Source organism: Amycolatopsis sp. EV170708-02-1 (genome assembly GCF_022479115.1).
In the GTDB taxonomy this organism is placed as follows: Bacteria; Actinomycetota; Actinomycetes; order Mycobacteriales; family Pseudonocardiaceae; genus Amycolatopsis.
The window spans coordinates 9581501-9593560 of record NZ_CP092497.1; the positions used below are offsets into that span (position 1 = coordinate 9581501).

The following is a 12060-nucleotide window of genomic DNA, read 5'->3' on the forward strand; positions in this document are numbered from 1 at the left end:
GCAAAAGCCGAACACTTCTGTCAAGGGAGCAAGTCATGACCTCCATCGAAGGCGCCGTCGCCCTGGTCACCGGCGGGCAGCGCGGACTCGGCAAGGCGTTCGTCGCCGAACTGCTCGACCGCGGCGCCGCCAAGGTCTACGCGACCGCCAGGTCGCCGCGTGCGGACGCCGATCCGCGGATCGTCCCGCTCCCGCTCGACGTCACCGACCCGGAATCCGTCCGCGCGCTGGCGGAGAAGGCGAGCGACGCCACGATCGTCTTCAACAACGCCGGCACCTTGGGGCTCGGCTCGCTGTTGACCGAGGACGTCGACGCGCACCGCCCCGTCTTCGAGACGAACGTCTTCGGCGCACTGCGCATCGCGCAAGCGTTTGCGTCGCGGCTCAAGGACGGCGGGGCGCTGGTCAACGTGCACTCGATCCTGTCGTGGGCGGCGGGCTCAGGTTCCTACGGCGCGTCGAAGGCGGCCTTCTGGTCGCTGACCAATTCGCTCCGCATCGAGTTCGCCGAGCAGGGCACCCAGGTCGTCGGCGTGCACCTCGCCTACACCGACACCGACATGACCCAGGGCCTCGACGTCCCCAAGAACGACCCGCGCGACGTCGCCCGCCAGGTCGTCGACGGCCTCGAAAAGGGCGAGACCGAGGTGCTCACCGACGACCTCACCCGCCAGGTCAAGGCCGCGCTCTCCGGGCCGGTCGAACACCTCGGCACCAGCCGGATCGGCGCGTAGAAAACGGTTGGCGGGAGCCGTCCCGCCCGAGGTAGTTTCGCCGCCATGTGTGCTTCCGCGTTCACCAGGACCCGCCGCGCCTAGCGGCGGATCCCCGGCTTCCGGCAAGGAACCGCCGCCCGAGCGAGTCATCGCCGGGCAGGCCTCGTGCTGCCCGGCTCACCTCGAAGCCGCGGAGATCCCTTGCGCACACACCGTCCTGGCCGTCACGAACTCGGCCAGAACTTCCTCATCGACCGGAACGTCATCGAGAACCTGGTGAAGCTCGTCGACGGCACGGACGGGCCGATCATCGAATTCGGCACCGGCGACGGCGCCCTGACGCGGGCGCTGGAACGGCTCGGCAGGCCGCTGACCGGCATCGAGATCGACGACCGCCGCGCCGCCCGGCTGGCGGGCCGCGTCCGGCCGTCCACGGAGATCGTCACCGCGGACTTCCTGCGGTTCCCCTTGCCGAAGACACCCTGCGTCCTGGTCGGCAATCTGCCGTTCCACCTGACCACCGCGACCCTGCGCCACGTCCTCGCCGCTCCCGGCTGGACGGACGCCGTGTTGCTCGTGCAGTGGGAGGTGGCGCGCCGCCGGGCCGGGGTCGGTGGCGCGACCATGATGACCGCGCAGTGGTGGCCGTGGTTCGACTTCCGGCTGGCGGGCCGGGTGCCGGCGGCGGCGTTCCGGCCGAGGCCCGGCGTCGACGGCGGACTGCTCACCATGACCCGCCGCGAGCGGCCGCTCGTCGACGACGCGGATCGTCAGCGCTACCAGGACTTCGTGCGGCAGGTGTTCACCCGGCCCGGCAAGAGGGTCGTGCCCAAACGCCTCACCGCACACCAGTGGGCTGAGGCGTTTCGGCTTCGGCGAGGAAGTCCGGTTCGCGCACGCGGCGTTTCGTCGAACCGAACAGGACGCCGCCGATGACGACGGCCGCCGCGACGATCTCCACCGGCGAAGGCCGCTCGTCGAGGACCAGGAACGCCATCGACAGCCCGACCACCGGCACCAGCAGCGAGAACGGCGCGACCACGCCCGCCGGGTTGCGGCGCATCAGCGACGTCCAGATGCCGGAACCGACGATCGTGCCGAACAACACGACGTAGGCGAGGCCCCCGAGGCCGATCAGCCCGGTCGTGGTGCCCAGCGTGCTCAGCGAGTGCCCGATCTCGGCGGGACCCTCCATGACCAGCGACAGCGCGAACATCGGCAGCGGCGGCACCACGGACATCCAGAGGACGAAGTTCAGCGGGTTGTCCGGTGCCGCCTGCCGCGTGCTGAGGTTGCCGAACGCCCAGCTCAGCGCGCCGAGCAGGGTCAGGATCACCGGCAGCAGGGCGGCGTTCCCGGCCTGCTGCCAGGCGATCGTCGCCATCCCGGCGACGGCGAGCAGGATCCCGGCGAGCTGGCGTCCGGACACGCGTTCACGCAGGAAGACGGCGCCGAGCAGCACGGTGAACGGGGCCGAGGCCTGCAGCACCAGCGACGCGAGCCCGGTCGGCATGCCGGTGTCCATCGCGATGAAGAGGAACACGAACTGCCCGGTGCCGAAGCCCAGGCCGTAACCGAGCAGGTGGCGGATCTTCACCTTCGGCCACGGGACGAACAGGATCGTCGGGATCGCGATGACCGCGAAGCGCAGCCCGCCGGCGAACACGGGCGGGAACTGGCCGAGGGTGGCGTGGATGGCGAGGAAGTTGCAGCCCCAGAGGACGGCGACGAACAGGGCGAGCAGACGATCGCGGGCGGGCATGTCTTCACTCTTACGTGGCGCGACCGTTTAGGACCAGCGAGAATATTTGCAGCGATCGTTCAGTTCGGCTTCACATATGCTGGCGGTATGGACATCGGCCGGTTGCGGACCCTGCGGGAATTCGCCGATCGCGGCAGCGTGACGGCGGCCGCGAAGGCGTTGCACTGCACGCCGTCCGCGGTTTCCCAGCAGCTGCGCGCCTTGCAGAGTGACGTCGGTCTCGCGCTCACCGAACCCGCCGGACGAGGCCTGCGGCTGACCGACGCGGGCCGCGCGCTGGTCGCCCGCGCGGACGACGTGCTCGCCGCCCTCGACCGCGCGGAGTCCGAATTGGACACCTACCGCAGCGCCCCGCGCGGCCTGGTCCGGGTGGCGATCTTCCAGTCCGCCGGGCTGATGCTGCTGCCCGGGCTCCTGCACCGGACGGCGGAATTCGACGGCCTGGACGTCATCGTGCGCGACGTCGACATGACCCCGCCGGAGGTCCCCGGGCTCGTCGCGGACTACGACATCGTGGTGGCGCACCGGGACGAGCACGCGCCATCGCTCGGCTCGGACCGGCTGGAGACGCGGCATCTGCTGCGAGAACCGCTCGACGTCGCGCTCCCCGCCGGGCATCGGCTCGCGAAGCGGCGCCGCATCGAGCTGGCCGAACTGGCCGACGAGCGCTGGATCAGCGTCAACGCCGGCTTCCCGGTGGACGACATCCTCCAGTCGCTGATCATCCGCACCGGGGTGCGGCCGCAGGTGGTCCAGCGCATCAACGATTTCCGCATCACCGAACGGCTCGTCGCCGCCGGGCACGGGATCGCGCTGCTTCCCCGGTACACAATGGACACTCGGCGCGGCAGCGGTCTCGTCTGCCGCCCGCTCGCCGGGATCAAGGCGGCCCGGCACGTGGAGGCGGTCTACCGGCTCGGGGCGTCTTCGCGGCCCGCGGTGGCGAAAGTGCTCGACGCGCTCGCGGACGAGGTCGCCGCGCTCACGGGCGAGCGTGACTCTTCAGGTGGTCCAGCGCGATCTCGAGCGCGTCGGCGATCGGCGTGATGTCATGGCGCAGGTGGGCCATCAGCAGGCCGCCCTGCACACAGGTCATCGCGGCCTGCGCCAGCCTCGCCGGGTCGGCGTCCTCGGCCAGCTTTCCCTGTTCCCGCAACGATTCCAGGCCGCGCTGGAGATGTGATTCCCATTCGCGGTAGGCCTTGTCCAGCAGCGGCGCCATCTTGGGGTCGTCCCCGAGTTCGCCGGTGAGGTTGCCCAGCGGGCAGGCGATCGGCCCCTTAGGCGTGGTCTGGATGGCCAGGATCTCCCGGGCCCACTGATCGAAATCGGCCCAGTCGTGCAGCTCGAAGATGGTCGGCTGGTTGCCGAGGATGTTTTCGAGGAAGCGGGTGATGACCGCTTCGACGAGCTGATCCTTGTTCTTGAAGTAGTGGTACATCTGCGATTTCCCGGCGCCGCTCGCCGCGAGCACCTTGTCGACGCTCGTCCCGGCGACGCCGTGGACGTACATCAGCTCCGCCGCCGCGTCGACGATCGCGTCCCTCGTCATCCGCCCCTGCGGGGTCTTCGCGGGTTGACCACTCATGTACCGAATAGTACAGTCGGCCTCACTGTACCGATCAGTACAACCAAAGGAGCTGACCATGGGGGATCTCAACACCGACCTCGCCGAGCTGCGCGAATCCGTCGCGAGCCACGTTCCGGCGGAGGTCGCCGAGGTGCTCAAGGCCGACCGCGCGAAGTTCGTCGGGGTGGTCGCCGAGGCGGCCGCGAAACCGGGAACGCCGATGCCGGACCTCGTGCTGCCGGATGCCGGCGGCGATCGGGTCCGGGTCGCGGACGGGCCCGCGGTCGTGGTGTTCTACCGCGGCGCGTGGTGTCCGTACTGCAACCTGGCGCTGCGCACGTATCAGCAGGAGCTGTTGCCGGAGCTGGAGAAGCTGGGCGTGAAGCTGGTCGCGGTCAGCCCGCAGCTCCCGGACGGCTCGCTGTCCACGAAGGACCTGGAGTTCGCCGTGCTGTCCGATGTGGACAACGAGCTCGGCCGCGCGCTCGGCATCACGTTCCGGCTGGCCCCGGAGACGAAGCCGGCTTTCGACACGCTCATCGGCGACGTCGAGAAGATCAACGGGGCGGCGGAATGGGAGCTGCCGTATCCGACCGTCCTGGTCGTGGACGGCGAGGGCGTCATCCGGTACATCGATGTGCACCCGGACTACACCACACGCACCGACCCGGCCGACGTCCTGGCCGCGGTGAAAACAGCGATCACGCGTGCTTGAAGGCGTAACTCACGTGCTTAAGGCCGTAACTCGCGAGATACGCCTTCAAGCACGCGAGTTACGGCTTCGAGCACGCGAGTTACGGCAAAGCCTGAAAGCCGTGAAGGCCTCCTTCCCTACCCTCAAGGTAGTGAAGGAGGCCTTCACGGAACACGGGAAACTACCGGTGGGCCCGATTCACGGCCGACACGACGGCCCGCAGCGAAGCGGTCACGATCGACGGGTCGATCCCGATGCCCCAGTACACCCGGTCGGAGATCGCGCACTCGATGTACGACGCCGCCCGCGCGTCGTCGCCCGGCGAGAGCGTGTGCTCGCTGTAGTCCAGCAGCCGCAGGTCGAACCCGACGGTCGACAGCGCGTCGAAGAACGCCGCGATCGGGCCGTTCCCGCGGCCGGTGACCTCGTGCTCGTCGCCCTCGACCCGCACGGTCGCGGTGATGTCGTACTCGCCGTCGCCGTTGTCCCGGACGTGCTGGCGTACCAGCTCCAGCGGCGTCTTCAGCTCCAGGTATTCGGCCGAGAACGCGTTCCACATCGTGGCCGGGTCGACCTCGCCGCCCTCGGTGTCGGTGTGGCGCTGGACGACCTTCGAGAACTCGATCTGCAGGCGCCGCGGCAGGTCGAGCTGGTGCTCGGCCTTCATGATGTAGGCGACGCCGCCCTTGCCGGACTGCGAGTTCACCCGGATCACGGCCTCGTAGTTCCGGCCGATGTCCTTCGGGTCGATCGGCAGGTACGGGACCTCCCACGGGTGCTCGTCGACCGGCGTCCCGGCCTTGTCGGCGGCGGCCTTCAGCGCGTCGAGCCCCTTGTTGATCGCGTCCTGGTGGCTGCCGGAGAACGCGGTGAACACCAGGTCGCCCGCCCACGGGCTGCGTTCGTGCACCGGCAGCTGGTTGCAGTATTCGACCGTCCGCTTGATCTCGTCCATGTCGGAGAAGTCGATCTGCGGGTCGACGCCCTGGCTGTACAGGTTCATGCCCAGCGCGACGAGGTCGACGTTGCCGGTGCGCTCGCCGTTGCCGAACAGGCAGCCTTCGATCCGGTCCGCGCCGGCCTGGAAGCCCAGCTCGGCGGCGGCGATACCGGTGCCGCGGTCGTTGTGCGGGTGCAGCGACAGGATCACCGAGTCGCGGCGGTCCAGGTTGCGGTGCATCCACTCGATCGAGTCGGCGTAGACGTTCGGCGACGCCATCTCGACGGTGGCGGGCAGGTTCAGGATCACCGGCTTCTCCGGCGTCGGCTGCCAGATCTCCGTGATGGTGTTGCAGACCTCGAGCGCGTACGACAGCTCGGTGCCGGTGTAGGACTCCGGCGAGTACTGGAAGCGGAAGTCGGTGTCCGGCTGCTTCGCCGCGTAGTCGACGACCAGCTCAGCGGCCTGCGAAGCGATCTTCGTGATGCCGATGCGCTCTTCGCGGAACACGACGCGACGCTGCAGGATCGAGGTCGAGTTGTAGATGTGGACGATCGCGCGCGGCGCGCCTTCGAGCGCCTTGAAGGTGCGCTCGATCAGCTCCGGACGGCACTGGGTCAGCACCTGGATGCTGACGTCGTCCGGGATGGCGCCCTCGTCGATGATCTCGCGGACGAAGTCGAAGTCCGTCTGCGAGGCCGCCGGGAAGCCGACCTCGATCTCCTTGTAGCCCATGCGGACCAGCAGGTCGAAGAACTTGCGCTTACGCGCGGGCGACATCGGGTCGATCAGGGCCTGGTTGCCGTCGCGCAGGTCGACGGCGCACCACAGCGGCGCGGTCTCGATGCGCTTGTCCGGCCAGGTGCGGTCCGGCAGCGAGATGTCCTCGACCAGGTCGTACCAGGGGCGATAGCGATGCACGGGCATCGAAGTGCCGCGCTGGGTGTTCCACGAAGCCTGCTCGGAAGGCGCAGGACGGGTGGGCTTGCGAATGCTCATGAGGGGACGGTTCTCCTGAAGAATCGGGTGCGACGACCGGCACCACGAAGCCCCGCGACGGGGAGCCGGTCCGATCAGGCCCCGTCGCGGCAGCGAAGCAGGAGAGCTCGAGCCACGAGGCCACCTTAACCGCGCGATCTCCCGAAGGGAAACCCGGGCCGCGATCGAACCGTGACCACAGTGGCGCCCATTCGGGTTACTCACGGGTAGCAATCGGACCAGGCGGCGTGCCACACTGCCCGGCATGGGCGAGCACGCTGAAGAGAAGGAAACCGCTGATCAGGAGACCCGGCGCAAGGTCGACTGGCGAGCGGGCGGCAGCCGCGCGGCCGGCGTCCTGGCGAGCGTCGTCCGCTGGGTGGGCCTGATCTTCGCGGCCATCCTGGTGCTGCACGTCGTCTTCGTGATCGGCGAGGCGAACCCCGACAACGGCATCGTGTCGTTCGTCCGCGGCTGGGCCGACGGCCTGCTGCTGGGCTTCAAGGATCTCTTCATGCCCGAAGACGCCAAGCTGCGCGTGCTGGTCAACTACGGCATCGCCGCGATCTTCTGGATGGTCGTCACCGGGATCCTCGCCAAGATCATCCGCCGCGTGGGCGGTTCCGCCTGACTTTCGAGCATTACGCTCGAAAGATGTTCGCGCGGGCGGTGCCCTACGAGATCGTCGCGATCGGGACTTCGGCCGGCGGGGTCAAGGCGCTCATCACGGTGCTCAAGGCCTTGCCCGCGGACTTCCCGGTTCCCTTGGTCATCGTCCAGCATCTCGATCCCCGGCACGACACGGTCCTCGCCGAGATCCTCGATCGGCGGTCACGATTGCGGGTCAAGCTGGCCGAGGCCGGTGACGTGGCCGAGCCCGGCGTCGCCTATCTCGCACCGCCGGACCGGCATCTCGTGATCGCCCCCGGTGGCGGGATGGACCTGTCGAAGAGCGACAAGGTGAGATTCGTGCGGCCGTCCGCCGACCGGCTCTTCGAATCCGTCGCGGTGGCCTACGGTCCCGCGGCGCTGGTCTGCGTGCTGACCGGAACCGGACGCGACGGCTCGACGGGGGCGAGGGCGGTCTCGTCCCGTGGCGGTACCGTCATCGCGGAAGATCCGAGTACCGCGGAATTCAAAGGCATGCCACAGGCCGCGGTGAACGCCGTGGCGGTCTACTTGACGCTGCCGCTGGAGAGGATCGCGGACGCGCTTGTGGCCCTGATCGAAGGAACGAGATCGCTGTGATCGCGCATGACGGCGAAGAAGAAGACGAGCGTGAGCTGGAATCCCTGCTGACGTTCATCAACGACTCCCGCGGATTCGATTTCACCGGCTACAAGCGCACCTCGCTCGGGCGCCGGATCCGCAAGCGGATGCAGACCGTGAACTTCGAGAAGTACGCGGATTACCGCGATTTCCTGGAGAGCAACGCCGACGAGTTCCAAGAGCTCTTCAACACCATTCTGATCAATGTCACCGGCTTCTTCCGCGATCCGGCGGCATGGGACTATCTGCGGACTGTCGTCGTCCCCGGCTTGATCGACGAGGTGGGCCCGGACCAGGACATCCGGATCTGGAGCGCCGGATGTTCGAGCGGGGAGGAGGCGTACACCCTCGCGATCATCTTCGCCGAGCATCTCGGTATCGAAGCCTGCACCAAACGGGTCAAGATCTACGGCACCGATGTCGACGAGGAGGCCCTGCGCGAGGCCAGGGCGGGGGTGTATTCCCTCAAGGCATTGGAAAAGCTTCCCGACGAGGTGAAGGCGAAGTATTTCGAACCGAACGGCGCTCTGTTCGCGTTTCGCCGCGACCTCCGCCGCAGGGTGATCTTCGGCAGGCACGACATCACCCGCGACGCCCCGATCTCGCGGGTCGATCTGCTCGTCTGCCGCAACACCCTGATGTATTTCAACGTCGAAGCGCAGACGAAGATCATCGAGCGATTCCATTTCGCGCTCAACGAAGGCGGTCACCTTTTCCTCGGCAAGGCCGAGATGCTGCTCGCCGACGGTTCCCGGTTCGAGGTCACGGACATGCGCAACCGCGTGTTCCGGATCCAATCCGGTGCGGGGGCGGCGAAGCCGGCGCGATCCGATCTCATGCCCGCTTCGGAGATGGGCCGGATCAACCGGCGTCAGGTGGTCGAACTGGCCTTGGCGTCCTCGCCGGATTCGGTGCTGGTGATCGACCGTGACGGCACGATCGTGTTGATCAACGGAGCGGCGAGGCTGCAGTTCGGGCTTTCCCCGGACAAGGTCGGCACGTCGTTCGGCGAGCTGGAGATCTCCTCGCGCCCGATCGACCTCGCGACCTTGGCAGGCCGGGCCCATTCCGAGCGCCGGAGCGTCCGGGTCGACGCCGTGCGGTGGGACAAAGGCGACGGCGAGGCACGGTACTTCGACGTCATCGTCAAACCCTTGCTCACCAGTGACGGCGAGGATCTCGGCGTCGCGATCACCCTCATCGACACCACCGAGGCCACCCGGCTCCAGCAAGAGGTCAAACGGGTGCAAGAGGACCTCGCGACGGCTTACGCGGAACTCCAGTCGACCAACGCGGAACTGGAGACCGTCAACGAGGAACTCCAGTCGAGCATCGAGGAACTCGAGACGACGAACGAGGAACTCCAGTCCACCAACGAAGAACTGGAGACCACCAACGAGGAACTCCAGTCGGGCAACGAAGAACTCGAAACCATGAACGAGGAACTGCGGATCCGCACCGCGGAGCTGGACGAGGCGCGCACCTTCCTCGAAGGGGTGCTGTCCAGCGTCGCCGCCGGAGTGGTCGTGCTCGACAGCGATCTCCTGGTGCGCAGCTGGAACCGCGGCGCCGAGGACCTGTGGGGGATGCGCGCGGACGAGGTCTACCGCACGGATTTCTTCACCCTCGATTTCGGCCTGCCGACCGACGGGCTTCGCGACATGGTCGAGATCTGCAACGAGACCGGGCATCGCGCCCTCCCGGTCGAGACCGACGCGGTGGACCGGAAGGGCAGGCCCTTCACCGCCTCCGTCAGCTGTTCGCCGTTGGGCGGGCCGGGAAGTGGCGTCGTGCTGCTGATGGAGAAGCGGCGGGAATGAGGTCGCCGCCTTGGGGGAGTAGGTCTGCGACCGTCAGCCGCCTGCTCATCAGCCGTTCGGCGAGGTCGCCGATCCGCATGTTGTGCCCGCGGGCGTATCGCCGCAGCACCCGGAACGCGGCCTCGGGGCTGACTTCCAGCCTGGCCGACAGCAATCCCTTGGCCTGCTCGATGATCACCCGGCTCGACAGCGCCCCCTGCAGTTGCCGTGAGGTCGTGGTCAGCCCGGCGATCGTCCGGTGGTTGAGCATGGCGATCGTCGCGACGTCGGCGAGCGCGCTCGCGATCTTCAGATCGGCCGACGGCAACGGTTCGGTTTCCGTGGTCAGGATCGTCACCGCGCCGAGCAGGTCTTCGCGGCGGCTGAACGGGAACGCGTGCGCCGACCGGTAGCCGAGGGAAAGCGCGGCGGGAGCCAGCCTGCTCCAGCGTGAGGTCGCTTCGTCGAGGCGCACGTTGACGACCGGCTCACGGCTTGCCCGGCTGTCGACGCCCGGTCCTTCCTCGGCGACGAGCTCGCCGAGCCGTTCGTCGGTGTCCACCACGACCGGACGGTCGCCGACGGTGGTCAGGTGCACCGACGACGAGTCGATCAGCTGGGTGTAGCGATCCGCCACACAGAGCCAATAACTCGCCGGATCGAGCGCGGGGGCGAGAGTGTCCGCCAGCTCCACCAACGTGTCGGCGACCCATTTTTCGCGGTTCCGCATCGAAATCGGCCTTCCTCGGGGCAGCCAACGCTAGTCCTCTCGATGCGGTCACGGAAGCCGCGCCACTCAGCCATCCGGGTCACATCCGCGGGGCCGCGGCGGGCGTACGCTCGCCTCATGTGGGACGGCACCGGTGGCCGGTACGACCAGTCGGCTCTGCGCAAACTGGTCGACGCCGCGCGAGGACGTGCGGATCGCGCGGCGGCGGTGGCCCTGCGGCACGAAATCCTGATGGAAACGGCCAGTGAGACCATGCGTCCGTTCCACCGGAGGATGGCGGAGCTGCACCGCGCCACCGAGAGCAGGCATCGTGCCACGGCCGATCTGCACGCGAGCTACGCCGCCGCGGTGAAAAACTGGGCGGCCGAGCCCAAAGGGCGGGAGGACATCCCGCCGCCGTTCATGACCGCGGTGGCCGAGACGTCCGGCGCCCGAAGCCTCGCGGTGACCTTGTTCGACGGCCCGGAGAGCGCGGCGGCGGTCGTCGTGTCCGATCCCGTCGCGGCGAAGGCGAACGACCTGGAGTACCTCTTCGGTGAGGGGCCGTCCTGGCGGACGTCCGGCGAGCCGGGCGTCTGCGGCGGGCGAGAGCTGTCGAGCAGGTGGCCCCGGTTCGGCCCCGCCGCACGGGAAATCGGTGTCCGGGCGGTGGTTTCGGCCAGGCTGGGACCGCGCGACGCGCCGCTGGGCACTCTCACCGCGTATCGGCCCGAGCCCGAACCGGACGCCGAGGTCGCCCGTTCGACGGAGCTGGTCGCCGAAGCCCTCACCGACACCGCGTTGCATCCGAGCACGCTGCTCGACGCCGACGACGGGCTTCCCGTCCATCCGTTGTTCGGCGACGTGGACCGCCAGTGCGTGGTGCATCAGGCCACGGGAATGGTGATGACCACCCACGACTGCACCGCCCCGGACGCGCTCGCCCTCATCCGCGCGCATGCCTACACCCTGGACGAGAGCGTCTTCGAAGTCGCCAGGACCATTGTGAACCGGACGTCGACGCTCAGCTGACGCCGAGCCTTTCGTACGCCTCGACGGCGGCTTTCGGGTCGTCCGCCTGGAACTTCACGACGCGGACGGTCTCGGTCGCGCCGAGCGGCCGGGTCACCGTGATCGGCTCGCGCAGTTCGGCGATCAGGTTCGTCTCGTAGAAGTTGTCGTGGCTGAGCCAGGTTCCGTCGCGGAACTTCTGTGCCTTGCGCGGGTCGTGGCTCTCCTTCACCTGCCGCAGCGCGGCGATGTTCTCCCTCGGGATCCGCACGTCGTAGAACGAGCTGTAGCGCACCCGCACCTCGCGCGAGGAGATCACATGCGGCCGGACGACGGTGCCGGCGTAGATCCCGAACACCAGCAGCGCCGAGTACACGCCGAGGACGAGCAGCAGGACGTCGACGACGATGCCGAAGTCGATCAGCCAGAAGAGCCCGGCTTCGACGGCGCTCACCACCGCCAAGACGACGAAGATCGGCTTGCCTCCGGAGCCGTACGGCACCGCGACGGCGTCCCCGTCGATTCCGTCCGTCCGGCGGCTGCAGTACAGCCAGAGGCCGGCCATCGTGCGTGATTCGTTGCGGATCAGCGCGCGAAATGCCCCCATGTCCC

Annotated in this window: 13 protein-coding genes; 8 read left to right on the forward strand and 5 right to left on the reverse strand. The window is 68.2% G+C overall.

Annotated features, from left to right (window positions below; genetic code table 11):
• Nucleotides 1-35: 35 nt before the first annotated feature.
• Nucleotides 36-734 (forward strand): SDR family oxidoreductase, encoded by a 699-nt coding sequence (locus MJQ72_RS44150; protein ID WP_240596862.1) that lies wholly within the window; start codon nt 36-38, stop codon nt 732-734.
• Between the two features lie 183 nt (nt 735-917).
• Nucleotides 918-1652, forward strand: coding sequence for a 23S ribosomal RNA methyltransferase Erm (gene erm / locus MJQ72_RS44155; protein WP_240596863.1), 735 nt, complete (start codon nt 918-920; stop codon nt 1650-1652).
• Here erm and MJQ72_RS44160 read toward each other — a convergent pair.
• Nucleotides 1555-2478 carry an EamA family transporter gene (locus MJQ72_RS44160; RefSeq protein ID WP_037334961.1) on the reverse strand — a complete coding sequence of 308 codons (924 nt, stop codon included), beginning with the start codon at nt 2476-2478 and terminating at the stop codon, nt 1555-1557. The two genes, erm and MJQ72_RS44160, sit on opposite strands and share 98 nt — an antisense overlap.
• An 87-nt stretch (nt 2479-2565) precedes the next feature.
• On the opposite strand from MJQ72_RS44160, the gene MJQ72_RS44165 reads away from it, so the two are divergent.
• Nucleotides 2566-3525: a LysR family transcriptional regulator gene (locus tag MJQ72_RS44165; protein WP_240596864.1), complete on the forward strand. Its 960-nt coding sequence runs from the start codon at nt 2566-2568 to the stop codon at nt 3523-3525.
• Here the strand turns inward: MJQ72_RS44165 and MJQ72_RS44170 are convergent.
• Nucleotides 3461-4066: a TetR/AcrR family transcriptional regulator gene (locus MJQ72_RS44170; protein WP_396426916.1), complete on the reverse strand. Its 606-nt coding sequence runs from the start codon at nt 4064-4066 to the stop codon at nt 3461-3463. The two genes, MJQ72_RS44165 and MJQ72_RS44170, sit on opposite strands and share 65 nt — an antisense overlap.
• Nucleotides 4067-4124: 58 nt before the next feature.
• Here MJQ72_RS44170 and MJQ72_RS44175 point away from each other — a divergent pair, with 58 nt between their 5' ends.
• Entirely contained in the window at nt 4125-4763 is a 639-nt protein-coding gene (locus MJQ72_RS44175) for a peroxiredoxin-like family protein (protein ID WP_240596865.1), read from the forward strand.
• Nucleotides 4764-4923: 160 nt separating this feature from the next.
• Here MJQ72_RS44175 and leuA read toward each other — a convergent pair whose 3' ends face one another.
• Entirely contained in the window at nt 4924-6681 is a 1758-nt protein-coding gene (gene leuA / locus MJQ72_RS44180; RefSeq protein WP_240596866.1) for a 2-isopropylmalate synthase, read from the reverse strand.
• A 244-nt stretch (nt 6682-6925) separates the two neighbouring features.
• On the opposite strand from leuA, the gene MJQ72_RS44185 reads away from it, so the two are divergent.
• From MJQ72_RS44185 to MJQ72_RS44195, 3 genes are read left to right on the forward strand one after another with little or no spacing between them, the layout of a single operon-like run.
• On the forward strand, nt 6926-7291 hold the full coding sequence (locus MJQ72_RS44185) for a hypothetical protein (RefSeq protein ID WP_240596867.1): 366 nt from the start codon (nt 6926-6928) through the stop codon (nt 7289-7291).
• Between the two features lie 23 nt (nt 7292-7314).
• Nucleotides 7315-7908: a chemotaxis protein CheB gene (locus MJQ72_RS44190; RefSeq protein WP_240596868.1), complete on the forward strand. Its 594-nt coding sequence runs from the start codon at nt 7315-7317 to the stop codon at nt 7906-7908.
• A complete protein-coding gene (locus MJQ72_RS44195; RefSeq protein ID WP_240596869.1) occupies nt 7905-9749 on the forward strand; it encodes a CheR family methyltransferase in 1845 nt (614 codons plus the stop codon). Before MJQ72_RS44190 ends, MJQ72_RS44195 begins: the two co-directional genes overlap by 4 nt.
• On the opposite strand, the gene MJQ72_RS44200 is transcribed toward MJQ72_RS44195, so the two are convergent.
• Entirely contained in the window at nt 9682-10458 is a 777-nt protein-coding gene (locus MJQ72_RS44200) for an ANTAR domain-containing protein (RefSeq protein WP_240596870.1), read from the reverse strand. The two genes, MJQ72_RS44195 and MJQ72_RS44200, sit on opposite strands and share 68 nt — an antisense overlap.
• A 117-nt stretch (nt 10459-10575) precedes the next feature.
• On the opposite strand from MJQ72_RS44200, the gene MJQ72_RS44205 reads away from it, so the two are divergent.
• Nucleotides 10576-11469 (forward strand): ANTAR domain-containing protein, encoded by an 894-nt coding sequence (locus MJQ72_RS44205; protein WP_240596871.1) that lies wholly within the window; start codon nt 10576-10578, stop codon nt 11467-11469.
• Here MJQ72_RS44205 and MJQ72_RS44210 read toward each other — a convergent pair.
• On the reverse strand, nt 11462-12055 hold the full coding sequence (locus MJQ72_RS44210) for a hypothetical protein (protein ID WP_240596872.1): 594 nt from the start codon (nt 12053-12055) through the stop codon (nt 11462-11464). The two genes, MJQ72_RS44205 and MJQ72_RS44210, sit on opposite strands and share 8 nt — an antisense overlap.
• Nucleotides 12056-12060 lie beyond the last annotated feature (5 nt).